20 protein-coding genes and 1 pseudogene are annotated in these 26,896 nt (G+C 69.9%); 10 read left to right on the forward strand and 11 right to left on the reverse strand.

All coding sequences use genetic code 11. The features are described 5' to 3' along the window. Position 1 precedes the first annotated feature (1 nt). Genes FFS52_RS10340 through FFS52_RS10350 form a run of 3 tightly spaced genes read left to right on the forward strand, consistent with a single transcriptional unit; the run spans position 2 to position 4,262 of the window. On the forward strand, positions 2 to 817 hold the full coding sequence (locus tag FFS52_RS10340; RefSeq protein ID WP_137809624.1) for an ABC transporter ATP-binding protein: 816 nt from the start codon (positions 2 to 4) through the stop codon (positions 815 to 817). 21 nt (positions 818 to 838) lie between these two features. Continuing rightward, a complete protein-coding gene (locus tag FFS52_RS10345; protein WP_137809692.1) occupies positions 839 to 3,385 on the forward strand; it encodes an ABC transporter permease in 2,547 nt (848 codons plus the stop codon). 55 nt (positions 3,386 to 3,440) lie between these two features. Beyond that, positions 3,441 to 4,262 carry a hypothetical protein gene (locus FFS52_RS10350; RefSeq protein WP_065630340.1) on the forward strand — a complete coding sequence of 274 codons (822 nt, stop codon included), beginning with the start codon at positions 3,441 to 3,443 and terminating at the stop codon, positions 4,260 to 4,262. Positions 4,263 to 4,368: 106 nt separating this feature from the next. Here the strand turns inward: FFS52_RS10350 and FFS52_RS10355 are convergent, their stop codons facing one another. Further along, the gene (locus FFS52_RS10355) at positions 4,369 to 5,136 is read right to left on the reverse strand and encodes a class I SAM-dependent methyltransferase (RefSeq protein WP_137809625.1); all 768 of its coding nucleotides are present in this window, start codon (positions 5,134 to 5,136) and stop codon (positions 4,369 to 4,371) included. 103 nt (positions 5,137 to 5,239) lie between these two features. Between FFS52_RS10355 and FFS52_RS10360 the strand changes: the two genes are divergently transcribed. Continuing rightward, complete coding sequence (locus tag FFS52_RS10360) at positions 5,240 to 6,400, forward strand: glycosyltransferase family 4 protein (protein WP_137809626.1); 1,161 nt, start codon at positions 5,240 to 5,242, stop codon at positions 6,398 to 6,400. On the opposite strand, the gene FFS52_RS10365 is transcribed toward FFS52_RS10360, so the two are convergent. Continuing rightward, positions 6,357 to 8,204, reverse strand: coding sequence for a hypothetical protein (locus FFS52_RS10365; RefSeq protein ID WP_137809627.1), 1,848 nt, complete (start codon positions 8,202 to 8,204; stop codon positions 6,357 to 6,359). The genes FFS52_RS10360 and FFS52_RS10365 overlap by 44 nt on opposite strands. 13 nt (positions 8,205 to 8,217) lie before the next feature. Further along, positions 8,218 to 9,156, reverse strand: a complete 939-nt coding sequence (locus tag FFS52_RS10370) for a CoA ester lyase (protein WP_137809628.1) — start codon at positions 9,154 to 9,156, stop codon at positions 8,218 to 8,220. A gap of 174 nt (positions 9,157 to 9,330) precedes the next feature. On the opposite strand from FFS52_RS10370, the gene FFS52_RS10375 reads away from it, so the two are divergent. Together FFS52_RS10375 and FFS52_RS10380 are read left to right on the forward strand one after the other, a co-directional pair. Beyond that, positions 9,331 to 10,515 carry a polysaccharide biosynthesis protein gene (locus FFS52_RS10375; protein ID WP_137809629.1) on the forward strand — a complete coding sequence of 395 codons (1,185 nt, stop codon included), beginning with the start codon at positions 9,331 to 9,333 and terminating at the stop codon, positions 10,513 to 10,515. Between the two features lie 75 nt (positions 10,516 to 10,590). Further along, positions 10,591 to 11,061 carry an SRPBCC family protein gene (locus tag FFS52_RS10380; protein ID WP_078113249.1) on the forward strand — a complete coding sequence of 157 codons (471 nt, stop codon included), beginning with the start codon at positions 10,591 to 10,593 and terminating at the stop codon, positions 11,059 to 11,061. Positions 11,062 to 11,073: 12 nt separating this feature from the next. Here the strand turns inward: FFS52_RS10380 and FFS52_RS10385 are convergent, their stop codons facing one another. Continuing rightward, on the reverse strand, positions 11,074 to 12,255 hold the full coding sequence (locus tag FFS52_RS10385; RefSeq protein WP_137809630.1) for a DUF3068 domain-containing protein: 1,182 nt from the start codon (positions 12,253 to 12,255) through the stop codon (positions 11,074 to 11,076). Between the two features lie 44 nt (positions 12,256 to 12,299). Here FFS52_RS10385 and FFS52_RS10390 point away from each other — a divergent pair, with 44 nt between their 5' ends. Continuing rightward, entirely contained in the window at positions 12,300 to 13,640 is a 1,341-nt protein-coding gene (locus FFS52_RS10390; protein ID WP_212743751.1) for an acyltransferase, read from the forward strand. A gap of 2,063 nt (positions 13,641 to 15,703) precedes the next feature. Here the strand turns inward: FFS52_RS10390 and FFS52_RS24100 are convergent. The 5 genes and pseudogenes from FFS52_RS24100 to FFS52_RS10415 form a co-directional block, all read right to left on the reverse strand. Further along, positions 15,704 to 17,818 (reverse strand): annotated as a pseudogene (locus FFS52_RS24100) (DUF3367 domain-containing protein); the annotation flags it as partial. A gap of 52 nt (positions 17,819 to 17,870) precedes the next feature. Then, positions 17,871 to 18,071: a DUF2613 domain-containing protein gene (locus FFS52_RS10400; RefSeq protein WP_004023745.1), complete on the reverse strand. Its 201-nt coding sequence runs from the start codon at positions 18,069 to 18,071 to the stop codon at positions 17,871 to 17,873. Positions 18,072 to 18,146: 75 nt separating this feature from the next. Further along, the gene (locus tag FFS52_RS10405) at positions 18,147 to 18,869 is read right to left on the reverse strand and encodes a DJ-1/PfpI family protein (protein WP_137809632.1); all 723 of its coding nucleotides are present in this window, start codon (positions 18,867 to 18,869) and stop codon (positions 18,147 to 18,149) included. A 36-nt stretch (positions 18,870 to 18,905) separates the two neighbouring features. After that, a complete protein-coding gene (locus FFS52_RS10410; protein WP_137809633.1) occupies positions 18,906 to 19,871 on the reverse strand; it encodes a GlxA family transcriptional regulator in 966 nt (321 codons plus the stop codon). Between the two features lie 438 nt (positions 19,872 to 20,309). Then, a complete protein-coding gene (locus FFS52_RS10415; protein ID WP_137809634.1) occupies positions 20,310 to 20,867 on the reverse strand; it encodes a universal stress protein in 558 nt (185 codons plus the stop codon). Positions 20,868 to 20,965: 98 nt separating this feature from the next. Here FFS52_RS10415 and FFS52_RS10420 point away from each other — a divergent pair, with 98 nt between their 5' ends. Beyond that, positions 20,966 to 22,129: a glycoside hydrolase family 3 N-terminal domain-containing protein gene (locus FFS52_RS10420; protein ID WP_137809635.1), complete on the forward strand. Its 1,164-nt coding sequence runs from the start codon at positions 20,966 to 20,968 to the stop codon at positions 22,127 to 22,129. A 108-nt stretch (positions 22,130 to 22,237) separates the two neighbouring features. Further along, positions 22,238 to 22,840, forward strand: coding sequence for a TetR/AcrR family transcriptional regulator (locus tag FFS52_RS10425; RefSeq protein WP_137809636.1), 603 nt, complete (start codon positions 22,238 to 22,240; stop codon positions 22,838 to 22,840). A 114-nt stretch (positions 22,841 to 22,954) separates the two neighbouring features. On the opposite strand, the gene FFS52_RS10430 is transcribed toward FFS52_RS10425, so the two are convergent. After that, entirely contained in the window at positions 22,955 to 23,842 is an 888-nt protein-coding gene (locus FFS52_RS10430; RefSeq protein ID WP_137809637.1) for a MaoC/PaaZ C-terminal domain-containing protein, read from the reverse strand. Next, the gene (locus FFS52_RS10435; protein WP_137809638.1) at positions 23,842 to 25,206 is read right to left on the reverse strand and encodes a 3-oxoacyl-ACP reductase; all 1,365 of its coding nucleotides are present in this window, start codon (positions 25,204 to 25,206) and stop codon (positions 23,842 to 23,844) included. The genes FFS52_RS10430 and FFS52_RS10435 overlap by 1 nt, the downstream gene beginning before the upstream one ends. A 90-nt stretch (positions 25,207 to 25,296) precedes the next feature. Between FFS52_RS10435 and FFS52_RS10440 the strand changes: the two genes are divergently transcribed. Further along, positions 25,297 to 26,610 carry an acetyl-CoA C-acetyltransferase gene (locus FFS52_RS10440; protein WP_137809639.1) on the forward strand — a complete coding sequence of 438 codons (1,314 nt, stop codon included), beginning with the start codon at positions 25,297 to 25,299 and terminating at the stop codon, positions 26,608 to 26,610. Positions 26,611 to 26,896: the final 286 nt, after the last annotated feature.

A 26,896-nucleotide genomic window follows, 5' to 3' on the forward strand; every position in this document is an offset into this window, starting at 1 on the left:
CATGACGACGACTGATGTGGCCGCTCGAGACGACGGTGGCGATGATTCCGGGACGCCGAAGCACGCGGTTGCTGCCGGGGCAGACAACCTTTCCAAGCGGTACGGCGTCGGCGACACCGCCGTCGAGGCCCTGAAGAACGTCTCCATCTCGTTCCGGGAGGGCGAGTTCACCGCCATCATGGGGCCGTCGGGGTCGGGTAAGTCCACCCTGATGCACTGCCTCGCCGGTCTCGACGTCGCGAGCGACGGCAAGGTGTTCATCGGCGACACCGATCTCACCGCGTTGTCGGACAAGGCGATGACGATGCTGCGTCGCGACCGCATCGGCTTCGTGTTCCAGGCGTTCAACCTCGTGCCGACGCTGACGGCCAAGGAGAACATCACACTGCCGGTCGACATCGCCGGCCGCACCGTCGACACCGAGTGGTTCGACGCCGTCGTGGCCCGGCTCGGTATCACCGACCGGCTCGGACATCTGCCGAGTGAACTGTCCGGTGGTCAGCAGCAGCGCGTGGCCTGTGCCCGCGCGCTGATCGGCAAGCCGTCGATCATCTTCGGCGACGAGCCGACGGGCAACCTGGACTCCCGCTCCTCGGGCGAGGTGCTGTCGATCCTGCGGGCGGCGACCGACGAGTTCAAGCAGACCGTCGTCATCGTGACCCACGATCCGCGCGCGGCGTCGTACGCCGATCGAGTGGTGTTCCTGGCCGACGGCCAGATCGTGCAGGAGCTCTCCCGGCCGTCGGCCGACGACGTCTTCGAGGTCATGAAGAACCTCGACAACGTGCCTGCGCCCGACACCGCCGAAGCGCTCTGAGCCGTGGCGTCCTCGACGGTGATGCGCCGGGTCTCGCTACGGAACCTGCGCGCACACAAGCTCCGGCTGTTCCTCACCCTCTTCTCGATCGTCCTCGGCACCTCGTTCGTGGCCGGGTCGATCGTGTTCACCGGGTCCATCTCGAAGGCCTTCAACGACATCTTCGACAGTGCGGCGCAGGGTGTCGCGGTCGAGGTGACCCCGGCCGACCGGCAGTCGCCGGGTGTGCCGAACACGATCGTGGACCAGCTCCGCGACCAGCGTGCCCAGTTCGGCATCGACAAACTCGTCGTCAACAACAACGGCCTGGTCACGGTCGCCGACTCCGACGGCAAGGCCATCCAGACCGGCGGCGCCCCGAGCGTGGGCAGCACCTACATCCCGCCGGCGGAGGCGCTCGACCCGGACGAGTCGCGGATCCTGCCGGGTGGACGCGGGCCCGAGAACGCCGGCGAGATCGTCTTGAACACCTCGGCGGCCGAGGCCGCGGGGCTGAAGGTCGGGTCGAAGACCAAGATCGTCGTCGGGCAGGGCAACTCGGAGCCGCTCGAGGTCACCGTCGTCGGCCTCGTCGACGCGCCCAGCTCGACGGGCGGTTACGTGAACGCCCAGTTCGACGCCGCGACGTCGGCCCGCCTGTTCACCGACGGTGAGCACGTCGGCGTCGTCGACATGTCGGCCGTCGCCGGGGTCACCCCGGAACAGTTGCAGGAACGGATCATCTCCGCACTCGGCGCCGACGCCGATCTCTACGACGTCCGCACCGGCGACCAGGTCCGCGAGGACCAGAAGGCGCAGGTCAACGAGTTCCTGCAGATCTTCCAGTACATCCTGCTGGCGTTCGCCGCGATCGGTCTGGTCGTCGGCACGTTCATCATCTACAACACCTTCTCGATGATCGTCGCGCAACGGAATCGGGAGTTCGCGCTGCTCCGGGCGGTCGGCGCGAGCCAGCGCCAGGTCTCGCGCTCGGTGCTGTTCGAGGCCTTCGTCGTCGGTGTCCTCGGCGGCGCGCTCGGTCTCGCCATCGGCATCGGGCTGGCGGCCGCCTTGAAGGCCATCACCAGTGCGACATCGGGCCTGCCGGACGGTGAGCTGGCGATCGGTCCGGATGCCATCCTCGCCGGCATCCTGGTCGGCGTCGTGGTGACGATGGTCAGTGCCTGGGTGCCGGCGGCGCGAGCCGCCCGGGTGCCGCCCGTGGAGGCCATGCGCGCATCGGCCGCCGAGGGGTCGGCCTCGTTGCGCAACCGCACGATCATCGGCGCGGTCATCGGTGTCGCCTCGATCGCCGCGATCGTGGTCGGCGCGATGGGTGAAGGTGCGGGCCCCGCGATCACGGTGGGTGCCGGCGCCGCGGGCGCGGTCCTGTCGGCCGTCCTCATCGGCCCGGCGATCGCGCGTCCGTTCGTCAGCGTGCTCGGCCGGGTCATCGGTGCGCCCTTCGGCATGATCGGGCGCCTCGCCCGGACCAACGCGGTCCGCAACCCGCGGCGCTCGGCCGCGACGGCGTTCGCGCTCACCCTCGGGCTGATGCTGGTCGCGATCATCGGCACCCTGGGTCAGTCGTTCAAGGGCACGGTCGACGATGCCGTGGACGCCGGCATCACGGCCGACTACATCGTGGCGGGCACCAACCAGTCGCCGCTGCCGCCCGCGGTGACCGGCGCGATCGACGGGGTGCCCGGCGTCGCCGAGGTGGTGTCGTTCGGCATCGTCCAGGCCAAGGTCGACGGCAGATCGGAGACCGGGTTCTCGGCGCTCGGCGGCCCGCTGAACAGCGTGACCGTGATGGACATGCAGGACGGCGCGTCGTCGGATCTGCCCGCCGACGGGATGCTGATCAGCGAGCGGACCGGCAAGGCGAACGGCTGGCAGCGTGGCGACGTGGTCACGTTCACCTCCGCGACGGGCGAGCAGGTCCAGGTCCCGATCGCCGGCGTCTACGCGGACAATGAGGCGCTGCAACCGTGGGTCGTGGGTCCGGACGTCTACGAGAAGCTGGTCCCGCCCTTCGCACGGGTCAATGTCACGCTCTTCGTGAACGCCGCGCCGGGCACCGACCTCGAGACCCTGCGTACCGATCTGGAGAATGCGACGTCGGACTACCTGACGGTGCAGATCCAGGACCGGGATCAGTTCAAGGGCCAGATCTCGTCGCAGATCGATCAGATGCTCGGCACGCTGTACGCGATGCTCGGGCTGGCACTGCTGATCGCGGTGCTCGGCATCATCAACACGCTTGCGCTGTCGGTGGTCGAACGCAAACGCGAGATCGGGATGTTGCGCGCGATCGGCATGATCCGAGCCCAGGTGCGACGCTCGATCTACCTCGAATCGGTGCTGATCTCGATCTTCGGCGCAGTGCTGGGTGTGCTCCTCGGGACCGTCATCGGCGTCGCGTTGGTCCGCACGCTCGCCGAGTGGGGCCTGGGCGCGCCGGTGATCCCGTGGTCGCTCATCGCGATCACGCTGATCGCGTCGGCGGTGGTCGGTGTGTTGGCCGCGTTGTGGCCGGCCGTCCGCGCGGCGCGCACCGGACCGCTCGAAGCGATCGCCGACATCTGACGCAGGTTCGTGGTGGTCGGGTCCGGGACCGGTCCGGGATGACAGAATCGTCCGCATGACCCGACCACCAGAGGGCGATCCCAACGATCCGCGGAACGACCCGCCGGAGACCCGTCAGTTCGATCCGGACTTCGACCCGTCGGCACCGCCGTCGCAGGCCTACACCGAACAGCAGCCCGGGCAGCCGTATCCGGGTCCCTACACGGAACCGCACCAGGCCGGTCAGCCCTATCCGGGTCCGTACACCGAACCGCATCAGCCGGGACAGCCATATCCGGGTCCCTACACCGAACCCCAGTATGGCGACCCCCAGTACACCGGCGGGTCGCCCTACGGTGCCTCGCCCTACGACGCGCCGGCCGGTGGTGAACCGCCCCGCGGTTCCGGGTCGAAGGGCCGGACCATCGGGCTGGCCCTGGTCGCCCTGATCGCACTTGTGGTCCTCGGTCTCGTCGTCGTGCTGGTCACCCGCTCCGGCGACGGCGACTCCACCAGCGCGGCGTCATCGTCGACCACCGAATCGAGTGATCCGGCGACGACGAGCGAGACGACGTCGTCGAGCACCCCGACCACCGAGGAGACGACGTCGACCACGACGACGACTCAGCGCTCCGGGACCATCACCTACCAGCTGACCGGCAACGGGGACGTCGTCGCGCTGACGTTCACCCGCGGCCAGGGATCGCCGACGGTGATCCCGGCGATCGGCTCGCCGTGGTCCCAGCGGGTGCAGCTCGAGGGAACCCGCGCGAGCATGTCGGCCATCGTGATCCGCGGACCGGTGTCGTGCGCCATCCTCGCCGACGGTGAACAGCTGGCCGCCGCGACCAGTCAGGGCGGCACCCTCAACTGCACCGCGGACCTCGCCGCCGAGTAGTTCAGGCCCCTGGGTGCGGAGGTGGCTTCGACTCGGGGCTTCGCTTCGCTCAGTCCCGGCTCAACCAGCAGTGGGCTCAGCCAGACGCAACCGGACTCCGAGCACGTCAGCGTCGACGCAGGACGAGCACCAAGTTGGTGCCGAGGACGTCCCGGAGCACGGGTACGCGCATGACCCACCACATCCAGCGCGGGATGTAGCGGGGGAATGCCGCGACGAGGTCGGCGCGCCCGGCACCGGTCGCCGATCGGGCCCAGCGCAGCCCGTCGGCGGCGGAGACCGCGAACAGCGATGTGCCGTAGAGGTTCTTGGGCGGGTGACCGTGGCGTCGGGTGTACAGCCGGGCCGCCCGATGGCCGCCGAGATAGTGCGTCAGGCCCATCTCGTGACCGCCGAACGGTCCCCACCAGAGTGTGTAGCTGATGATGACGATGCCGCCGGGACGCGTCACCCGAAGCATCTCGTCGGCCATCTCCCACGGCGTCGGGGTGTGCTCGACGACGTTCGACGACAGGCAGACGTCGACGCATCCGTCGGCGAAAGGCAGGGCCTGGCCGGAGCCGCGGACCGATCCGCGATGCTCGAGCCCACCGGCGTGCATCTCGGCGGGATCGGGTTCGACGGAGACGTAGTGCGCGCCGCGGGCCCGGAAGGCGTCGGCGAAGTATCCGGGACCGCCGCCCACGTCGAGGACCACCGATCCGCCCATGTCGGGGACGAACGCCTCGACCATGTCCGCGGTGTCGCCGGCGACCGCGCCGTAGAAGCGCGCGGGATCGGATTGTTCGTAGCGGAAGTCGTTCAGCAGTCCCGCGGCGCGTCGCAGGGTGGCGAGCCGGGCCATCCGCGCGCCGCCGGGAAGTGAAGTCGTCATCGTCGGGTCACTCTAGTGGGGTGTCTCGGCGACAGGTTCCTCGCCGGGCGGACGTGCGGCGGATTCCGGTGCTCACGGCCTGGTCGGTAGGCTGACGGACAACATGCGCACACCGTCGAACATCCTGCTCCTGTGCTGGCGGGACACCCGCCACCCTCAGGGCGGCGGCAGCGAGACCTACCTGGAACGGGTGGGCGCCGAACTGGCTCGACGCGGCGCGAACGTCACCTTCCTCACGTCCGCGTACCCGGGGTCGCTGCGCCACGAGCACCGGGACGGCATGCGGTTCTTCCGCGCCGGCGGACGGATCAGCGTGTATCCGCTCATGCTCGCAACCATCGTCGCGGGCCGGCTCGGGTTCGGCCCGCTGTCGGGGTGCCGCCCCGACGTCGTCGTGGACACCCAGAACGGTGTCCCGTTCTTCTCGTCGCTCGTCTCACCGGCTCCGACGGTCGTCCTCGTCCATCACTGTCATCGCGAGCAGTGGCCGGTCGCCGGCCGTCTGCTCGGCCACATCGGGTGGTTCCTCGAGTCGCGGGTCTCGCCGCGCGTCCATCGGCGCAACCGATACGTCACGGTCTCGACGCCGTCGAAGTCCGAACTCGTCGCGCTGGGGGTCGATGCCGGGCGGATCGCGGTCGTGCGCAACGGGATCGATCCGGTACCTCAAGGTATCGAGGCGCCCGCGCGCACCGGGGCGTCGACTCCCGGTGTGCCGGTACGACTCTGCGTACTGTCGCGGCTGGTGCCCCACAAGCAGGTCGAGGACGCGTTGACCGTACTCGCCCGGCTGCGTCGCGACGGTGTCGACGCCCGTCTCGATGTCATCGGCGGTGGCTGGTGGTCGGACGAATTGCACCGCGCCGCAGCCGACCTCGCGGTGACCGACGCGGTCACCTTCCACGGCCACGTCGACGAACGCCGCAAGCACGAACTGCTCGCCCGGGCCCGGGTCCACCTCATGCCGTCGCGTAAGGAGGGATGGGGCCTCGCGGTCGTCGAAGCCGCCCAGCACGGTGTCCCGACAATCGGTTACCGCAGTGCCGCCGGACTCGCCGACTCCATCGACGACGGGCGCACCGGGCTCCTCGTCGACGGTGTCGACGAACTGGCCAGCGCAACGAGGAAACTCATCGACAATCCGGACGAGGCGCATCGACTCGGCCGGAACGCGCAGACCACGGCCAGCCGCTACTCGTGGTCGGCGACCTGCGACGGGTTCATGGCGACGTTCGACGCCGTGCTGTCCGACTCGCGCCGCTGATCACACCGACGCCGAGACCGACGAGGCCGGTGATGAGCAGCGCGGCCCATACGAGGTGCGCGCCGAGGGCGATCGCACGGTCGGTGGCGTCGGCGGACCGATCCACGACGTCGCCCACCTGATACAGCCTCAGATCCGACCCGTCGAACACGAGGCGTCCCGCGTCCGCGAGTTGGTCAGGTGGAGAAGCGTTCTCGACCAGCACCCACCCGACGCCGAGCTCGGCGAGCGCTACCGGAGAGCCGCCGGACTCCAGCACCCGCGTCACCGCTGCGGCATGCTCCCCGGCCGGGTCGATCACCTCGCCGTCCACCCGGAGTTCACCGGATTCGACGACCGGCGCCCGCAGCATCCGCGCCGCTGGATCGAGCGATGGATCGCGTGCGAACGGATACTCGCGCACCGTGCCGGGAGGCCACAGGGCGACCGAACCCCGGTCCGGCGGCACGATCTCGGCGACCTGCCGCCACTCGTCGGGATAGTCGATCGCGCGCACCGCACCGCCGACCCCCCACGCCAGGTCGGGTAGCGGCGCGACCGCGAGCAGTGCGACCGCGGCGAACGCGAAACCCGACGGGACCCGACGCCTCGCCGCTGCCACGGCCGCGGCCACACACACCGCGACCGCCGGGACGAGAAGTGCGGCGAACTTCTGGGTGTCGCGGAGGAGCCCGCCGCCACCGACGTGCTCGACGACGAACCCCAGGCCGGTGCGGACCGGTCCGAAAGTGCTCAGCATCAACGCGATCGCGGTCACCGCCGCGAGCATGGCGATGGTGCGCACCAGCGGGTCCGACTCCGTACGACGACGCCACAGGTGACCGGCGCCGACCGCGACGACGAGGAGCAGGCCGAGGGTGGCCACCGCGGCCCACCCGATGGTCCGGCTCGCCGGCACCGCATCGGCGTTCCAGATCCCGCCCAGCGACAGGGCCGTACCCACGGGGCCGAGCCACGGCTCGGACCGCAGGCCGAATGCCTCCACCCCGGCGGCCGCGGACGTGGTCGGGGCGTCGGAGATGGAAGCCGTCAGCAACCACGGCAGTGTGCTGAGGAGCCAGAGCGCAACGACGGCCATCGTGGGTCGCAGACCGATCGGACGGGCCACGAGCGCCGTCGCCAGAGTGATTGCGGCGAGGACAGAACCAGTGGGGGTCAAGCCTGCGACCGCGAACAGTCCGCCCAGTTGAAGAAGTTGGACGGTGCTTGCTCGGGGGTCCGGTCGCCGGGTGGCTTCGACTCGGCTCCTCGCTTCGCTCGGTGCCGGCTCAACCAGCGGAGTGACTCGGCTTCTCGCCTCGCTCGGTGCCGGCTCAATCAGCCGGGCGTGCTCCCGCAGGTCCAGAACCGCGACGAGAATCCACCCCAATGCGGCATAACCCGCCAGCAGGCTCCAGTGACCCTGGAGAAGACGTTCGGCGACAAACGGATTCCACACCGAGACAAGCGTGGCCGCCGCGGCACCGGTGCGCCCGGCGCCCGGGACCAGGCGAGCTGCCAGACGTCCGTACCCGACGCCCGCGCACACCAGGGCCGCGGCGAGGACCGCCAGCACGACGATCCCGCCGTCGACGACGGTGCTCACCATCGCGAGGAACCAGTCCTGCGGCACGGCGCGGGGCGGCAGGTCACCGATCCCGAGCGTGGTGTCCGTGACATGGGTGCGCGGCGTGGACACCGCATCGCGGTACAGCAGGTACCGGTCGCCGGCCCCGATCAGGCCGGGCAGCAGCGGTCCCAGGATCACCGCGGCCGCAGCGACACCGGTGCCGTACAGAACCGGCAGCAGTCGTCGGGGAGTCACCGCGGCGAGCCGATCAGAAGTGGTGGGTGTCCGAGGGGGCGGGGGCGTGCACCGGGTCGTCGTCGTAGTCGGACTCAGTGATGCCGTACGACCGGGCCAGGTCCAGGATCTTGGTCGCCCGCGCGATCCGCGGCAGGTCGGAGCCGTTGCGGATCTCGCCGCCGTCGCGCTCGAACTCGGCGAAGAACTCGCGCGCCCAGGTGATCTCGTCCTGCGAGGGGGACAGTCCCTCGTTGACCTGCGCGCACTGGCCCGGGGTGAGGCAGATCTTGCCGGTCATGCCGAACTCGGCACTGACCGCGGTCGCCTCGCTGAGCTTGAGCGCGCTGGAACCGACCGTCGGGCCGTCGATGGCGCTCGGCAGGTGGGCGGCCTTCGCGGCGATCGTGAAACGCGAACGGGCATAGGCCAGGGTCTGCGGGTTCTCGCCGAACCCGGTGTCGCGGCGGAAATCCCCGATACCGAACGCGAGACGGAACGTGCCCTTGGTGGCCGCGATCTCACTGATGCGTTCCAGCCCGCGTGCGGTCTCCACGAGCGCGACGATCGGCAGACCGGGCAGTCGCTTGGCGGTCTCGGTGACGTGGTCGACGGACTCGACCATCGCCAGCATCACCCCGCCGACGCCGGTCTGCGACAGCGCCTCGAGATCATCGGCCCACCACGGTGTGCCGAATCCGTTCACGCGAACCCAGTCTCCGGCGCCGGGGCCGGCCGCGCCCTCCTTCGGCCCGAGCCAACGGACGACGTTGTCGCGCGCGGAGACCTTGTCCTTCGGAGCCACCGCGTCCTCGATGTCCAACACGACGATGTCGGCGCGCGAGCGGGCGGCCGGCTCGAACTTGGCGTAGTGGGAGCCGTTGACCAGCAGCCAGCTCCGGGCCAGCACCGGGTCGATGCGCGAACCGATGTCGGTCGACTCGGCGTCGTAGGTGGGGTTGTCGTCGTACATCAGGGTCTCTCGGTCCGGTGGACACGCGCGATCGGGGGGACCCGCGCTCGGCAACAGCCTTCCCATCGTTGCCTATGCCGGACTGCCCGTGCAAAACCCGGCACGCGCGTCCCGCGCGGCACCTCGCGCCCGCCCCGCGCGAGACCGCGTCGGCGCAATCGGCACACTTGGTCCATGCAGCAGACGCGCCGGACGACGGGCACGGTCGGCGCCGTCGGCTCGGTGGCGATCGGGTCGATGGTGGCCAACGTCTGCATGTACGTGGTGCACCTCGTCGCGAGTGCGCACTTCCTCGACGTCAGCGAATACGGCGAGTTCGCGGTGCTGCTGTCGGCGATGCTCGTGCTGGGTGTGCCGGCGATGGCGCTGCAGAACGTCATCGCCCGGGAGGTTGTGCTCGGCGGTGACGAGGGACGGCTCCGCGCGCTGGGTGTGGTGACGACGTGCTGGGTCGTCGTACTCACCGTCGTCGCCACCCCGCTGGTCGCGCTGCTGCTGCGCACCGACGTCGCGACGACGGCCGCGGCACTCGCCTCGGCGCCGCTGCTGGCGCTCATCGCCGCAGGTCAGGGGATTCTGCAGGGACGCGGCGAGTTCCGGGCGTTGTCCTGGGTGCTGGCCGTCGTCGGAGTCGCACGATCGATGCCGATCATCTGGGCATTCGCCGCCGGCGCCGGACCGGCCGGTGGGCTGCTGGCCGGGACGCTGGGTGCCGCCGCGTCGGCGGGCGTCGTCTGGCTCGTGGTCTGGTCGATGTCACGGTCCGGACGGCCGGGGCGCGCGCCGTCGGGAGCCGCCGGGGTGCTCAGCGTGGTGCGCGCGTCGCAGGTCCAGTTGGTGTTGATCGTCGCGTCGTCGATCGACCTGCTGCTCTCGCCCCGGGTCCTCGACGCCGAGGAGGTCGGGGTGTACGCCCTCGGCGCGATCGCGACGAAGGTGGCCTTCTGGCTCCCGCAGGCGATCGGCGTCGTCTTCTATCCGCGTCTCGCCGACCCAGCACGGTCGTCGGCCTCGTTGCGTCAGGCGGTGACGGTGGTCGCCGGGATCGGGGTCGTCCTGACCGTGCTGGCGGGCGCGGCGGGCCCGGTCGTCCCGTTCGTCTTCGGGGACGGCTACGACGCCTTGGTGCCGATCCTGTGGCTCTTCGCCTACATCGGCGCCGCACTCGCCGTCCTGCAGGTCGTCCTGCTGTCGGCGATCGCGCGCGACCGGACGCGGGTGGCACTGGGCCCCTGGTTGGTCGTGGGCGCCGAGGTGCTGGTCATCGTCACCCTCACCGGCTCGGTGGTCGGGGTCGCGGGCACCGCGGCCGTGGCCGCCACGATCGCCGCGCTGGGGACGTGGGCGGTCGCGCGCTGAGTCGCCTCGCTCGCACCTGGGGGCAGCGGGACTCCGGACGTTGCCGAGTGCCCGAAGTTTCGGCAGTGTTGTGTCATGAGCGACAACGAGAGCACACAGGTCACTGTCCAACGCACGATCGAGGCGCCCGTCGACGCGGTGTTCGACGTCCTCTCCAATCCCGAACGGCATCAGGCGCTCGACGGTTCGGGTTTCATCCGCGGCGTGGACCACGCCGATCGCATCCAGCAGGTCGGTGACGTGTTCACCATGAACATGTCGGGCGACCACATGGGCGGCGACTACAAGACCGACAACCATGTCACCGGTTACGCCAAGGACAAGCTGCTGGCATGGCAGACCGCCCCCGCCGGCACCGAGCCGCCCGGGTGGGAATGGCTGTGGGAGTTGGAGTCCCAGGGTCCGAACGAGACGCTGGTGCGCCACACCTACGACTGGTCGAAGGTCACCGACAAGAAGCTGCTCGAGAAGGTCAAGTTCCCGCTCGTCACCGAGCACCAGCTGAACGACACCCTCGGCAGGCTCGCCGCCGAGTCGACCTCCTGACGCCGGTCTCCGTCACTCCGGTTGCCCGCCAACGGTTTCCGCGCCACTCCGGCGCCGGAACCGGGCGGGTAGCCAGGCCGGGTTGATCAGTATCAATCCGGCCACCAGTGCCACCAGGCCCAGGACCGCGGTGCCGATCGGTACGAGCCGGCCCCAGATCAGGATCGGGGACGCGAGATCGTCGGCCAGGTCCGTCATCCGGGCCTGCGTGTCGTCGTCGTAGCCGAAAGTCGCGCGCAGATGCGGCAATTCGAAGCCGGTCGGGACGCCGGGGATGCCGTCGGGAAAGCGGTACGCCTCGTCGACGGTGATCGTGGCGTCGACAATGGTGCCGGTCCGGGTGTCGACGGCGAGATCCCACGAACTCCGGTGATGGAGGCTCGCGGTCAACGGCCGGCTCGAGTCGCCGAACCCGAACCACGACGCCGGACGCGTGATCGAGACTTTCGTGCCGACCGGTCGACCCAGCGCTTCGCGGGCGAGGTCGGTGTCAGGGACCTCGGCGCGGAACCGTGCGACGTCGCGACCCTGCACCTCGGTGTCACCGTCGTGGACCATCGGCACGGTGGTGCGGGTGATCGGGTCGAAGAACTCGCGGTCGGCGGTCGCCGTGTCGAAGGGCAGCAGATAGGTGACGCCGCGACGGTCCGGGACGAGCACCGCGGCCTGACCGCTGTCGTACTGGATCTCCGACGCCCCGCGGGCGGCGAGTCGGGGCAGCGCGTTCTCCCGGTCCAGCGTGACCCGATCCTTGATGGCATTCACGGTCGCCTCGTTGCACGGTTGTGCCGGGTCATCGGCATCGACACCGGGGCGCGGATCACCGGGGTCGACCTCGCGATCGTCGATGCGCAGCTTCTCGGCCTGGATCGACGTACCGGCCTGCAGCGTCACCCGGTGTTCGTCGGACGGCTGCACCGCCACGACGCGCTGCTGCCGGACGAGGTCGGCGCCGACGGTACGGGCCGTCCGGGTCTCCAGCGAGCATCGGTCGAAGATCGTCGCGTCGTCGGCCGTGGCGACGGTGGTGAAATCGGTGCTCAGCGGGATCGTGCGGAACCCGCCGACGAGCAGGGTGGGCAGCGCGATCGTCACCGCGAGCAAGAATGCGCCGACGAAGATGAGCGTCGGTCCCGCGAGGTCCGCCGTCGACCAGCGATGGGGCTCCGGGTGCGACGAGGACGGCGAGGACATGGTGGCGAGGGTACGCAACGCCTCCCGGCTACCCTGTCAGCAGCATGACCAGCACCGACCCCGGCCCCACCAGCCCCGCCACCGCCGAGCCCGCAACGGCTACCGCCCGGCGGTTCTATCCGCAGCTCGAGGGCATGCGGGCCATCGCCGCGATCGGGGTCCTGGTCACGCACGTGGCCTTCCAGACCCGCGCGGTCGAGATCCCCGTGCTGGGACCGGTCCTCGGTCGTCTCGACCTCGCGGTCGCCTTGTTCTTCGCGCTCTCCGGCTTTCTGCTCTGGCGACCGTGGGTCGACGCCGCGCATCGCGGGACCGGGCACCCGTCGGTGCCGCGGTACTTCCGCCACCGCGTCGTCCGGATCTGGCCGGCCTACGTGGTCGTGGTGACGCTGGTGATCCTGCTGCTCCCCGAGGCGCAGGGAGCGGATGCGCAGGTCTGGCTGGCGAACCTCACGCTCACGCAGGTCTTCGTGCCGCTGACACTGACCGCCGGTCTGACCCAGATGTGGAGCCTCTCGGTCGAGATCGCCTTCTACGCACTGCTGCCGCTCATCGGCTTCGCTCTCCTGCGGCTGCGCGGGAGCCGTCTGCGTGCGCGGGTGCCGGCGCTCGTCCTCCTCGGTGCGCTGAGCCTCGGCTGGGCCTGGGTCGGCACCTCGCTGCCCGTGGCCGACGGTGTGGAGACCAAGAATTGGGTGTTCGGCCACCTCCCGTGGTTCGTCGCGGGTCTGGTCCTGGCCGAGATCGCCGGAGTCCTCGAACGTGAACCGGAATCGGGTTCTGCATCCGGGACGTCGGGGACGGGCCGCTGGATGGCGGGAACGATCCGCCTCAGCGCGAACCGCCCGCTCATGCTGGGCGTCCTCGTCGTCGCCTACGCGCTGGCATGCACCAGGATCGCCGGTCCGACCGGTCTAGGCGCGGTCACCGAGATCGAGTTCGCCACCAAGATGGTTCTCGGCGCGCTCTGCGGATATGCGTTGCTCGCCCCACTCGTCTGCAACGACGGGCCGTTCCGCATCCTCACCTCACGCGTGATGCTCGCGCTCGGGAGGTGGTCGTACGGGATCTTCATCTGGCATGTCGCGATACTGGCAGTGGTCTTCCCGCTGTTCGGCATCGTGCCGTTCAGCGGCGACACCCTCCTGGTGCTCGTGATCACCCTCGGGCTGTCGATCGGCGTCGCTGCGGCCAGCTATGCCTTCATCGAAGAGCCGGCCCGGAACTGGTTGCGCAACCGTGAGAATCGTCGTCGCCACCGTTCGCGCCACGACGCGGCCGACGCCTTGTCGTCGTCAGGCCCGTCGTCATCAGGCCCGTCGTCGACGGCCGACCAGAACACCAGCCACGCCGTCATCGACACCGCCACCAGCGCCGGTAGCTGAACCCACCATTGCGACCCGTGGTACCCGCCCGAGGCGTGCCAGGGGCCGGCCGCCAGCCCGATGGTCGCGGTCATCATCGCCACGAATGTGATTGTGACGCCGGCTTTCTGCGGTATCGCCACGGCGAGGGTGCCGACCACGACGGCGGCCACGAGTCCCCACCAGCCGGACACCAGCCACGCCGCGGCGAACACCGCACCCCCCGCGGCGAGCATGCTGCCGCGCCCGGACGGAACCACGACGGGTTCACCGGCCCGGGTGCGACGCGCCGACGGCCACCACGCGGCGACGAGCAGCAGCGCCATCAGCGCGAGCCCGATCACCAGCGCCCACCGGTACAGCGAGTCGAATCGGAAGGTGAGTTCGACGGTTCCGCCTGCACCGGCGGGAACGACCCACCCCTGTTGCCACCCGTCGACGACGACCGGCCGTAGCTGCGCGCCGTCGAGGTGCGCCTGCCACCCCGGGTTGGTGCTCTCGGGCACGACGAGCAGTCGTTGCGCACCGGCGTCGACCGTCACCGCTCGCCGCGCCGGCGACCACTCGGTCACCGCGGGGGACGTCGACGCGGGCGCCGAGACCGGATCACCGTCCACCAGCGACAGGGCGTCGACGGTGAAGGCGTCGCCGGGATTGACCGACACCTCCTGCTGGCCGGCGGGCAGTACGAGCCGGCCGCCGCCGCACGGGCGCCCGGCCACCGGCTGTCCGCTGCGCAGCTCGGACGCGGTGGCGCGCACGGACATCCGGACGACCTGACCCGCGACGGTCAGGCCGATCCCGGCGTCGCAACCGATCTCGACGATCCGGTCGGCGTCCGTACCGGTCGCCGGCGACGGGAACACCTGCACCTCGGCGATCCCCGGTGGTGCGGGACTGGCGAATCCGAGGCTGTTGACGTCGATCAGGTCGGACTGGGCGCGAATGGTGATCTCGACGCGGTCGGTGACCGCGGGATCGAGTCGTACGACGCCGTTCTCGTCCACCTCGCGGATCTGTTCACCGGTCCCGAGGTCGACGGCGACCTCGGTGGGCGCCGCGGGATACCCTCGCGGGGCGGCGATCGTCAGCGACTCGACCCGCTGTTCGCGCGGGAGGTCCAAGACCAGGGTGGGACTGTTCTCGTCGGCTGCTGCATCGTCATCGGCTCGACCGTCGCGCGCCGGGGATGACCGTTCGTCCGGGATCTCCGGTGCGGTCCAGGAGGTTCCGGGGTCGCCGTCGACGGCAGCCGCGGGCCCGCCGCGAGGATCGGTCACCGGGCGGGGCCCGCGCGCCGTGACCCGGTCGTCCTCGGCGAGAAGCCGATCCAGAGCATCACCGGGTCGGGGTCGCAGGATCGCGGTGGGGGAGACGGTGACATCCGACGGCACCGAGAGCGCTCGCCCGAACACCGCCGACGTCTCCGGCGACAGTGCGAGACCCGGTGCGCACCTGGTCATCTGCCGCTCGGGGTCGGGGACGCACGACGCCCGCCCGGACAGCTCCTGATACAGCAGCCACTGGGCCACGTCGGTGCCGGCCTCGAGTTCGGGCAACACCACGCGATGGCGGATCCGCAACGGCGTCGCGGTTCGCAGATCGGAGACCGTGACCTCGCCGAGCGCGAACTGGTTTCCGGCCGTGCCGTCGTCGGTGCGGAGCGCGCGGATCTGGAGCCAACCGGTGGGACCGCTGGGGGCGGTCACGGTGACCGGTTCGCCGGGGGCGAGACCGGAGACGACCGTGCTGCCCGCCTCGGTGGTAATCAGCGCGCTGGTGACGTCGGGTCCGAGTGCTTTCGCGGTCGTCAGGGTCACCGCGAGATCGGTGCGCGGCGTCGTGAAACCGATGCGCATCCATCGGCCGACCGCGCTCTCCAACCCGCCGCTCACCCAGGCGCTCTGCGGATTGCGGTCGAAGGCCGCGGCCGCCGAGTTGGCCGGCGAGGTCTGTCCGGGCTGGACCGCGTCCGCCGCCGATCCCGACGTCGACACCTCGACCTCGCCGCTCTGGTTGTCCAGCAACCACTCTCCGTGAACCAACGGCTGACCGTCGACGGGGTAGTCGGCGACGGCGTTCTGGGTCCGACGCGGGTCCGACGGCGACCTGATCGCCGAACTGTGGTCGTCGACGCGGCCGAAGTCGGTCTCCCGGTCAGCGGGTGTGTCGGTCACGATCAGCGGGCCGTCGACGATCCCGGCGCGGCGGGCGTCGGAGTCGAGCACGACGGGTCCGAGAGGGGGAAGCCCCTGGCGTGCGCGGACGTCGGCCAGTTCGGCGATCGCCTCGGGCCCGCCGGCAATGTGGGGGAGCCCGGTGGTGTCGACGAGTCGCGGACCGGTGCCGGTCGTCGGCGTGCCCGGTTCGCCGACGGCGTAGATCTGCACCGCGGGCATCGGCGGCCATAGCCCGTTGTCGCGCACCACTCCTCGGACGCTCGGTGGCCCGATCGGCGGACCGAACTCGGCGACGCGACGGAGCCCGGGCGACTCGTCGAGCGCCTGTTGCGCGAGCAGCGGGCGGGCCGACCGCGAGGTGTCGGGGTCGAGATCGGCTCGGAGGACGACGAAACCGATGCCCTGCCCGGCGAGGGTGGTGGCGAGACCGGGCGATCCACGGCCCGCGGCGATCTCCCGCTGTACGGAGTCGAGGGCGCGGATCGCGCCCGGCGGGGTGAGCGGGATCGCGTCGCGGACCGCCCACGGGGTGTCGGACAGGGGTTGCAGCGGTTCGTCGCGGGTGAGCCCCCAGAGCTGGTCGGCGAACGGGGCGCCGGGGACGACCAGCGCGCGGGCGGGCGGGGCGCCGTCGTCGCGTTCGCTGTGCTCGGCCAGCCAGTCGGCGGTCTGCTCCCAGTGGCGTGGAATCGCCTGGTACGTACCGTCCGGCGCGAGCTGACCGGTCCACATCAACGACCCGGCGCCGATGACGGCGACGAGCAGGACGATCGTCGCCGCGACCGGTCGCGACCGCTGGGGCTGGGCGAAGGCGGAGAGCGTCTCCCGGCGACCCGCACTCCCCGGCAGCGGAACCCGCGCCAGGAGATGTGCGACACCGAGGACCAGCGGGATGCGGAGCAGCGGCTCGAACTTGTGGATGTTGCGCAGCGGGGCGCCGGAGCCGTCGAGGAAGACGCGTACCTGCTCGGCGACCGGTGACCCGAGTTCACCCGCGTAGCCGACGCACATCAGGACGAGGCCGACGCCGAGAATCGCGACGAGACGGCCGCGGAACGGCATGTGCCGCATGCACAATCCGGCGAGTCCCGCGGCTGCGATGGTCCCGGTCGCCAGCACCGCGGCGGGCTGGGTGACGAGCACTGCCCCGGCGACCCGTTCCGGGGACACGAACGGCGTCCACGAACTCGCCCCGCGCAGCACCTCGGTGAGCGAGGTCCACTGCGTGGTGACCCGGGACGACTCGATGTAGTCCAGGAACGGCGGACTCACGCGCGACAGAATCAGCAGCGGGACGAGCCACCACGCGCACGCCAGGGTCAGGCCGGCGGCGGTCCAGGCGCCGAACCGCCACCAGCGTCGGTCGCGCGGACTGTGCAGCAGCCACCACAGAGCGGCGACGCCGAGCGCTGCCAGCGTGGCGACGGCATTGACCGCGCCCATCAGCGCGACCGCGGCCGACGCACGCGCGGCCTCCCGCCACAGCGGGGCAGCGTTCTCGGCCCGCGTGTCGAGTGCCCGCACCACCGGGATCAGCACCCACGGGGCGAGCATCATCGGCAGGGTCTCCGATGAGATCGAGCCGAGGGTGGTCAGGACCCGCGGGCTGAGCACGAAGACGGCGGCGGCGATGATCCGCGAGGCGGGCGAGCCCAGCCGCAGCATCTCGGCGAGGCGGACGATGCCGACGAAGCCGACGGTGAGCAGCACCGCCCACCAGAGGCGTTGCACGATCCACGGCGGAACGGCGAGAAGGTCACCCAGGGCGAAGAACGCCCCGTGGGGGAAGAAGTACCCGTAGGCCTGGTTCTGCACCTGCCCCATCGGTGCGTTCGGCGTCCACAGATGCGCGGCGCGCGCGAGGAACCCGAGCGGATTCGCGGTGAGGTCGAGTTTGGTGTCGGCGGCGATGCGGCCCGGTGACTGCAGCAGGCAGATCAGCAGCGAGATCGCGCCGACGACGGCGATACCGCGTCGGCTGAGTACGGACTGATCCGGTGGCGGAGGCGGAGTACTCAGTTGCGGCTGCTGTCGATCAGGAGACGCCGGGACCGGCGGCGTCGTGGATGGGTCAGTTGGTCTCGCCGGCTCCGCCGCGCGAACCGTAGTCCACCGAACCCTGGACGAATCCGTTGTTCGGGCTGATGTTGTTCAGATCGGTGGACGGGCTGTTCTCGGAGGCCAGGAACCCGCCGAGGAACACCGCGCCGAGTCCCACCAGGATGCCGGCGACCCCGGCGACGGCTCCGGCGACAAGGCGGTTGTTGGTCATGTCGATGAAACTACCATCGCTCGAGTCCGTTTCCGGGTGACACCCGCTGACACCTGCGGGTGCACGGTGTCGAGCTCAACGTCCGGAACGCACTTTCGTGAGGGCGCGATCCCACAACAGACGCACGCTCGACTTCACCATCTCGGGTTTGTCGACGTCGCGGCTGAGCAGCATCGTAGACGTCGCGATCGTCTTGGCAGAGGCCTTGGAACGATGCCCGGAGTCCAGGTGGGGCTGCGGGTCGTACTCGATGATCAACTGGATCGCCTCGGCGCGTGCACGCCCGGCGATCTGTTCGGCCAGCCAGAGCGCGAGGTCGATGCCCGCGGATACGCCGGCCGCGGTGACCAGGTCGTCGTCGGGCGCGGCACGCACGATCCGCTGGTCCGACACCGCCTTCGCCCCGTGCAGCGTCAGCCCGGCCATCGACGACCAGTGCGTCGTGGCGGGCTTCCCGTCGAGCAGACCGGCCGCGGCCAGGATGATCGAGCCGGTGCAGACCGACGTCGTCCACTGGGCGCCCGGCCGTACGGCACGCAGCCAGTCGAGGACCTTCTCGTCCTGCGAGGCGGCCAGGAAACCGGGACCACCTGGCACCAGGACAACGTCCGGTGGTGGGGTCTCGTCGAACGAATGCGTGGCTCCGACGACGAGCACGCCCGAGTCGGCGACGACCGGCCCGGGTTCGTGCCAGACGAACCTCACCTCGGTGTCGGGCAGGGCTCGCAGCACCTCGTAGGGGCCGATGAAGTCCAGCGCGGTGAACTGCGGGTAGAGCACGATCGCTATCTGGGTCATGGATGCCTTTCGGGTCGTGGGTTCTCGGGTGTGCGTCTAGCGGAAGGTGCGGCGGTACTGATCGGGCGGCACGCCGAGCCGGCGGACGAAGGTGCGCCGCATCGTCTCGGCCGACCCGAACCCGCACCGGGTGGCGATCACCGGCATCGTGTCGTCGCCCTGGGTGAGTGCCCGGCGGGCGGCGTCGGTCCGGACCCGTTCGACATAGGCGCCCGGCGCCTCACCGGTCTCGTCGGTGAAGATGCGGGAGAAATGACGCGGGCTCATCGACGCGTCGCGGGCGAGATCGTCGACGCGGTGCACCCGGCCCGGCTCGGCCTCGATGCGTTCCTGGATCTCGCGGATCGCCGTGCGCCGGGCCCGAGGCATCCACACCGGCGGGGCGAACTGGCTCTGACCACCTGGGCGCCGCATGTAGAGGACGAGCCACCGCGCGACGAGCTGTGCGAGCTCGGTGCCGTGGTCCTCCTCGATGAGGGCCAGCGAGAGGTCGATACCGGCGGTGACGCCCGCGGAACTCCACACCCGGTCGCTGCCGCGCACGAACAGGGCCTCGGCGTCGACCTGGATCGACGGGTATCGCTCGGCGAGCAACCCGGTCACGGCCCAGTGCGTCGTCGCGCGTTTGCCGTCGAGGAGGCCGGCCTCGGCGGCGAGGAACGCGCCGTTGCACACGCTGACGACGCGTCGTGCCCGTTGCGCCGCCCGTCGGATCCAGTCGACGAGGTCGGGGTCGCGGGAGGCGTCGTGGACGCCGGTGCCGCCGGGCAGGATCAGGATGTCGAGCGGCTCGGCCGGGTCGGGCAGCGGCTGCGCGACGAACTCCAGCCCGACGCCGGTGCCCACCGGCAGACCGGACTTCGACACCAGCCGCAGGTCATAGCGGACCTGCGCGCCCTGGTCGGCAAGGGCATACGACGCGGTGGTGAACACGTCGGCCGGACCGGTCACGTCCAGGGCCTGCACCCCGGGGTATCCGAGGATCACCACCGATCGAGTCATGAAGACATCGTTTCCGACCCGCACCGTGGCGTCCAGGCCACGCATCCCACAGATCAGGACACGTCACTGTTGATTGAGCTGGTCCCCACCGCCGGTTGAGCGGGCACCCGTCCCCGCTGCTCGAGCCGGCTCGCCCCCCGCTGGTTGAGCCGGCCCCGAGCGGAGCCGCCGGGCCGAGCAAGCGACGAAGGAGCGCGTCGAGGTCGAGGCGCCCCACCCCCGCTGGTTGAGCCGGCTCCGAGCGGAGCGAGGCGCCGTGTCGAAGCCACTTGGTGACCTCGACAAGCTCGGCCGTCAGGTGGGGACGCTCGGCCCGGCGGGCGCCCCGCCCCCGCTGGTTGAGCCGGCTCCGAGCGCAGCGAGGCGCCGTGTCGAAGCCACTTGGTGACCTCGACTAGCTCGGCCGTCAGGTGGGGACGCTCGGCCAGCAGAGCTGCGCTACAGCGTGACCTGCGGTCCCTTCTCGCACTTCGCGGGCACGATGAACACCGGCCGATGGCAATGTTTGAGGACCCGTTCGGCGACGCTGGACCGCAGCAGTGCCTTGAGTCCCGATGCGCCGCGCGTTCCGGTGACCAGGAGATCGACGTCGAGCGCTTCGGCGGCGGCGACGAGCGCACCCCACACCGTCGACTCCACTTCCACGAGTGATCCGCGCGCGGTCAGCCCGCAGTCGGCGGCGAGTGTCACGCCGCGCTCGTTGATCGAGGCGGCCTCGTCTTCGAGCGCCTGGTCGACGCCGGCGTCGAGTTGGGTGTCGATGAACGGCTGCATCCCGCCGGCGAGGGTGGACATACGTGCCGGCGTCATGCCGCCGGGCTGCCAGGCGGTGACGACCACTGCGGATTGCGCGCGGAGAAATTGTCCGGCGTAGCGAATGGCGCGGTCGGCGTTCGGGGACCCGTCATAGGCGATCATCAGTGTTTGTGCGGCACTGTTGCCGCCGCTACCGCGCCCGGCGGTGGCGGACCCGGACGAATCGGACCCCACGTCCATTGGCTCAGACTACATGCCAGACTCGTGCCATGGGCCCAACTCGCAGACCCCGACGGATTCGTCGCGAAGGGATCCGTGACAACTGGATCCGGAATGCGATGACGACAGGGACGGTCGCCGTACTGTGCGCGGCGCTGGCGGCGTGCGCGTCGTCGACGCCGGACTCACCGCCACCGACTCCCTCGTACTCGGCGTCGTCGCTCGCTTCGACGTCTTCGTCGGCGTCGCCGACGACCGTTCCGGTTGCAAACAGTTGTGGCGCAAGCGAACTCGCGAAGCTCTCCGTACGCCAGAAGCTGGCGCAGCTGATCGTCGTCGGTGTCACCGGGGCGGCCGACGCGCAGCAGATCGTCGAGAACGAGGAGATCGGCGGGATCTTCGTCGGGAGCTGGACCGACAAGGCGATACTGACAAGCGGTGCGGCAGCACGTATTTCGCAGAACTCGCCGATCCCGCTGATGGTCACCGTCGATCAGGAGGGTGGTCGGGTGTCGCGCCTGTCCGCGCTCGGTATCGACCACGCGTCGCCGCGCGAACTGGCACAGACCAGGACGCCCGAGCAGGTGCGGGCGATCGCGGCCGATGTGGGCCGCAAGCTCAAGCGGCTCGGGGTCACCGTCGACTTCGCTCCCGTCGCCGACGTCAGCGACGAATCGGACAATGAGGTGATCGGCGACCGGTCCTTCAGCAACGACCCGGCCGTCGTCACCGAGTACGCGGGCGCGTACGCCGCGGGATTGGCCGACGCGGGAATCACGCCCGTGTACAAGCACTTTCCCGGTCACGGACACGGCTCGGGCGACTCGCATCTCGGCATCGTGACGGTTCCGTCGCTCGCGGAGCTGCAGGACAGCGACCTCGTGCCGTTCCGGACACTGCTGCGCGACCCGGGGACCGCGGGCGCCATGGTCGGGCACCTGATCGTGCCCGGTCTGACGAAGGGGCTGCCCGCCAGCATCAGCCGGCCCGCGATCCAGATGCTGCGCACCGGCGTCGGCTACGACGGTCCGCGATTCAACGGCGTCATCTACTCCGACGACCTGTCGGGCATGGCGGCGATCAACGCCCAGTACCCGATCGAGCAGGCGGTGGAGAAGTTCATCCTCGCCGGCGGCGACATCGCGCTCTGGCTGTCGACCGACCGTGTCTCGTCGGTGCTCGACAATCTCGAACGCGCGGTGTCAGCGGGTCGACTGGCGCCGGCACGGCTCGACGACAAGGTCGTGCGAATCCTTCGATCCAAGGGTGTGGTGAACTGTTGACCTGCTGAGTCCCCCCGGCGCCGACGGCCTGAATGGGGTTTCACCTTACCGATTGGTAAGTTGTTGATATCGTCGACGGAACAGATGTCGGGAACGGAGGTGGCGGTCATGTCGGGCGGAACCAAGCGCCTGCCACGCGCGGTGCGCGAGCAGCAGATGCTCGACGCCGCCGTCAAGGTGTTCTCGCAGAACGGCTTTCGTGAGACCTCGATGGATGCGATCGCGTCCGAGGCGCAGATCTCGAAGCCGATGCTGTACCTGTACTACGGCTCCAAGGACGAACTGTTCAGCGCGTGCATCGCCCGTGAGTCCGGTCTCTTCATCGACGCGATGAGCGTCGGTTTCGACCCGTCGCTGTCGCAGCGTGAGCAGGCCGTCACGGTGATCCGTGAGTTCCTCCGCTTCGTGCACGAGCACCGGCAGTCCTGGCGGGTGCTGTACCGCGTCGCCATCGGCACCGCCGGTTTCGCCGGCATCGTCTCCGAGAGCCGCCAGCGGGTCACCGAGATGGTCGCCCAGCTGATCAAGGCGGGCACGACCGTCGAGGTCGACAGCGACATCGACTTCGAACTCACCGCCGTCGCGATCGTCGGCGCCGCCGAGGCCGTCGCCGACCGCATCACGGAGGGTGACGTCGACCTCGAGCGGGCCACCAGCCTCCTCGTCGGCATCACCTGGCGCGGCCTGAAGGGCGTCGGTACCGACGCCTGAAGTGTCGACACCTGAGGTGCAACGCAAACGCTCCCGCGGCCCCGCTTCCTATCCGCTGATTGGATCCAATAAGCGGGACGGAAACGAGACCGCGGGAGCGAAAGGCGAGAGCCCTCAGCCCTCCCGCGTCGTCGCGGTGAGGTGCGGGAATCCCTTGCGGCGGTCGCGGATCGCGATGTCGAAGTTGCCCTTGCCGTCGATGCGACGGGTGTAGAGGTTCACCTTGGCCGGCAACAGGATCGGCTTGCCGAACCTGACGTCGTAGGTCACGGCGTCGGGCAGTTGCGCCTCCACGTTCGCGACAGCTGCTGCGGCACTCCACATCCCGTGGGCGATGGCCTTGGGGAAGCCGAAGGCCTTCGCCGGCAGGTTGCCCATGTGGATCGGGTTGCGGTCGCCCGAGGCGGCGGCGTACTCGCGGATCCGCTTGAGGTCGACGGCCAGGATGGCGTCCGGCGGCGGCGGGGTCTTCGACTTCGGTTCAGGACCCCGCGGCTCGTCGGACAGGCTGGTGCGCTGCTGGTTCAGGAACGTCGCCGTCTGGGTGGTGACGAGTTCCGATCCGACGCGGATCTCGCTGACGACGTCGATCAGGATGCCCTTGCGGTGCTCGCGCAGGTTCTGTGCATGCGTGACGATGTCGAGCGGCTCACCGACCTCGATGGGCCGCGAACGTTCGATGGTGTTCGTCATGTGTACCGAACCGACGGCGCCGAACGGGAACTCGTCGGACGTCATGAGCTTCATGACGACCGGGAACTGCAGCACGAACGGGTACGTCAGCGGCAGGGTGCCGCCGAACCGCTGCCCGGTCGCGTGGCAGTACGCCTGCAGCGCAGTCGAATCCACCCGCACGCCGTCGAGTCGGTAACGCGTCTCGGGTGCGGTCGCGTCGGCCGGGACCCGTGGCGGCTTGCCGATGCCGGGCAGCAGCGCGGTGACCGCCTTGCCGTACAGCTCGGCGGTGCCGGGTGCGGACGGGAGGGTGATCGTCTTGCCCATCAGGCCCCCAGGAATCCCTGGCCGCAGACGCGGACCACATTGCCGGTGATGGCATTGCTCGCCGGGTTGGCGAAGTAGGCCACGGTCTCGGCGACGTCGACGGTCTGGCCGCCCTGCTGCAGCGAGCTCATCAGGCGGCCGGCCTCGCGGGTCGCGAGCGGGATGGCCGCGGTCATCTTGGTCTCGATGAAGCCGGGTGCCACCGCGTTGATGGTGATGCCCTTCTCGGCGAGGATCGGCGCGTAGGCGTCGACGAGGCCGATGACGCCGGCCTTCGAGGCGCCGTAGTTGGTCTGGCCGCGGTTGCCCGCGATGCCGGCGATCGACGAGACGTCGACGACGGCGCCGCCCTCGCGCAGCGCACCCTTCTCGAGCAGCGTCTCGACGAGGGTCTGCGGTGCGATGAGGTTGACCGCGATGACCGCGTCCCAGCGGGAGTCGTCCATGTTGGCGAGCAGCTTGTCGCGGGTGATGCCGGCGTTGTTGACGATGATGTCGATGCCGCCGTGACGCTCGAGAGCGTGCTCGGCGAGCTTCGCGCCGGCGTCGGCCGCGGTGACATCGAGCGGGAAGGCGGTGCCGCCGACCTTGTTCGCCGTCTCCGACAGCGCGTCCCCGGCCTGCGGGACATCGGCGGCGATCACGTGCGCGCCGTCGCGGGAGAGAACCTCGGCGATCGTTGCACCGATGCCGCGGGCGGCACCGGTGACGACGGCGACCTTGCCCTCGAGGGGCTTGTCCCAGTTCTTCGGCGCGGTGGCGTCGGCGCCGCCGACCCGGATGACCTGGGCGTCGACGAAGGCCGACTTCGCCGACAGCACGAAGCGCACGGTCGACTCGAGGCCGGTCAGCCCGGTCTTGGCGTCGGGGGAGACGTAGACGAGCTGGACGGTGGACCCCTTCAGGAGTTCCTTGCCCAGCGAGCGGGTGAAGCCCTCGAGTGCACGCTGCGCGACGCGCTCGGAGGGGTCGGTGACCAGCTCCGGCGTGGTGCCGATGACCAGGAACCGCGCGCAGGCCGCGGTCGAGCGCATCGCGGGCTGGAAGAACTCGAAGAGCTGACGCAACTCGGCGGGAGTGGTGATTCCGGTCGCGTCGAAGACCAGGCCGCCGTACTTGTCGGCGCTGCGCCCGGTCGTGGCGTTCTGGATGAGGTCGTAGTCCTCGGTCGAGAGCATCTCGCGAAGCGGTTCGACGAGCCGGCCGGACCCGCCGAGCAGCACGGGGCCGGGCAGCGGCGGCTCGGAGGCCTTGTAGCGCCGTAGCGGCGGCGGGACGGGCAAACCGGCCTGCTTGGCGATGAATGCGCCGGGCGCGGAATGGACGAAGCTCGAGTACAGGCCAGTGTTTCCGTTGGCGGCCACGTTGATCTCCTCTGACTGTCGTTCGACAACGAACTTACTGATGAGTAAGAATACGCTATAGATACCGCACCCGACCCTTGGGAGATCGACGTGGCCGAACAGTCCAACCCCACCAGCAAGCCGAAGACCCGCAGCGATCGTCCCGTCGCGATCCTGGGCGGCAACCGCATCCCGTTCGCACGCCAGGACAAGGCGTACGCGAAGGTCGGCAACCAGGAGATGTTCACCGCCGCGCTCGACGGCCTGGTGAGCCGCTTCAACCTGCAGGGCGAGCAGCTCGGCATGGTCGCCGGCGGCGCCGTGCTCAAGCACGCCCGTGATTTCAATCTCATCCGCGAGTCGGTGCTGGGCTCGGCGCTGTCGCCGTACACCCCCGCGTTCGACATCCAGCAGGCGTGCGGCACCGGCCTGCAGGCCGTCACGACGGTCGCCGACGGCATCGCCCGCGGTCGCTACGACGCCGCGATCGGCGGTGGCGTCGACACGACGTCCGACGCACCGATCGCTGTGGGCGAGGGCCTGCGTCGTCAGCTGCTCGAGGTCAACCGGGCGCGTAGCACCAAGGACCAGATCCTCGGCGCCGCGAAGCTGCTGACGAAGCTCGGCATCGAGATCCCGCGCAACGGCGAGCCCCGCACGGGCATGTCGATGGGCGAGCACGCCGCCGTCACGGCCAAGGAATTCGGCATCAAGCGGGCCGACCAGGACGAGTTGGCCGCCCGCAGCCACCAGAACATGGCGGCCGCCTACGACGCCGGCTTCTTCGACGACCTGATCACCCCGTTCTTGGGCCTGACCCGCGACCAGAACCTGCGCGGCGACTCCACCGCGGAGAAGCTCGCCAAGCTCAAGCCGGTCTTCGGCGTCTCCCTCGGCGACGCGACGATGACCGCGGGCAACTCGACGCCGCTCACCGACGGTGCGTCGACCGTGCTGCTCGCCAGCGACGAGTGGGCCGCCGACCGCGGACTGCCGGTGCTCGCCTACTTCGTGGACAGCGAGACCGCCGCGGTCGACTACGTCAACGGTCCCGACGGGCTGCTCATGGCCCCCACCTACGCGGTGCCGCGCCTGCTCGCCCGCAACGGGCTCACGCTGCAGGACTTCGACTTCTACGAGATCCACGAGGCCTTCGCGTCGGTGGTCCTCGCGACCCTGCAGGCCTGGGAGTCCGAGGAGTACTGCAAGGAGCGCCTCGGCCTCGACTCGGCACTGGGTTCGATCGACCGCAGCAAGCTCAACGTCCACGGTTCGTCGCTCGCGGCGGGTCACCCCTTCGCGGCGACCGGCGGCCGGATCGTCGCGCAGGCGGCCAAGCAGATCAAGGAGAACGGCGGCGGTCGCGCGCTGATCTCGATCTGTGCCGCGGGCGGCCAGGGCGTCACCGCGATCATCGAGGGCTGACGACCCGAAGCGGACGTCATCGAGAGCTGGAATCCCGATAAGTGAGACGGATCGGCGACTGATCGGCCGATCCGTCTCACTTTCGTGGGACGAATCGGGGTACTCCGTCACATATTCGACAGAATCGGCCGTCCGGGGATGCCTCCGGCCGAAAAGTAGCGTAATTATGTCTATAGCTCCGGCTGCGCTGTCAGACCCCCGACCCGACAGCTCGGCCGGAGCGCCTACTTTCCCGACCGTAGTTCTGCGGCCACCCCCTGATCGGTAAATCGTCAGCCCGGCCGAG

The organism is Gordonia sp. ALPHA1B1, assembly GCF_005502615.1.
In the GTDB taxonomy this organism is placed as follows: domain Bacteria; phylum Actinomycetota; class Actinomycetes; order Mycobacteriales; family Mycobacteriaceae; genus Gordonia; species Gordonia hongkongensis.

Coding starts and splice junctions, on each gene's coding strand:
- FFS52_RS10420 (WP_137809635.1), top strand. CDS start 20,966: ATGACGACAGGGACGGTCGCCGTACTGTGCGCGGCGCTGGCGGCGTGC.
- FFS52_RS10385 (WP_137809630.1), bottom strand. CDS start 12,255: ATGTCCTCGCCGTCCTCGTCGCACCCGGAGCCCCATCGCTGGTCGACG.
- FFS52_RS10370 (WP_137809628.1), bottom strand. CDS start 9,156: ATGTACGACGACAACCCCACCTACGACGCCGAGTCGACCGACATCGGT.
- FFS52_RS10355 (WP_137809625.1), bottom strand. CDS start 5,136: ATGACGACTTCACTTCCCGGCGGCGCGCGGATGGCCCGGCTCGCCACC.
- FFS52_RS10405 (WP_137809632.1), bottom strand. CDS start 18,869: ATGACCCAGATAGCGATCGTGCTCTACCCGCAGTTCACCGCGCTGGAC.
- FFS52_RS10360 (WP_137809626.1), top strand. CDS start 5,240: ATGCGCACACCGTCGAACATCCTGCTCCTGTGCTGGCGGGACACCCGC.
- FFS52_RS10350 (WP_065630340.1), top strand. CDS start 3,441: ATGACCCGACCACCAGAGGGCGATCCCAACGATCCGCGGAACGACCCG.
- FFS52_RS10340 (WP_137809624.1), top strand. CDS start 2: ATGACGACGACTGATGTGGCCGCTCGAGACGACGGTGGCGATGATTCC.
- FFS52_RS10425 (WP_137809636.1), top strand. CDS start 22,238: ATGTCGGGCGGAACCAAGCGCCTGCCACGCGCGGTGCGCGAGCAGCAG.
- FFS52_RS10415 (WP_137809634.1), bottom strand. CDS start 20,867: ATGGACGTGGGGTCCGATTCGTCCGGGTCCGCCACCGCCGGGCGCGGT.
- FFS52_RS10380 (WP_078113249.1), top strand. CDS start 10,591: ATGAGCGACAACGAGAGCACACAGGTCACTGTCCAACGCACGATCGAG.
- FFS52_RS10400 (WP_004023745.1), bottom strand. CDS start 18,071: ATGACCAACAACCGCCTTGTCGCCGGAGCCGTCGCCGGGGTCGCCGGC.
- FFS52_RS10375 (WP_137809629.1), top strand. CDS start 9,331: ATGCAGCAGACGCGCCGGACGACGGGCACGGTCGGCGCCGTCGGCTCG.
- FFS52_RS10345 (WP_137809692.1), top strand. CDS start 839: ATGCGCCGGGTCTCGCTACGGAACCTGCGCGCACACAAGCTCCGGCTG.
- FFS52_RS10430 (WP_137809637.1), bottom strand. CDS start 23,842: ATGGGCAAGACGATCACCCTCCCGTCCGCACCCGGCACCGCCGAGCTG.
- FFS52_RS10390 (WP_212743751.1), top strand. CDS start 12,300: ATGACCAGCACCGACCCCGGCCCCACCAGCCCCGCCACCGCCGAGCCC.
- FFS52_RS10410 (WP_137809633.1), bottom strand. CDS start 19,871: ATGACTCGATCGGTGGTGATCCTCGGATACCCCGGGGTGCAGGCCCTG.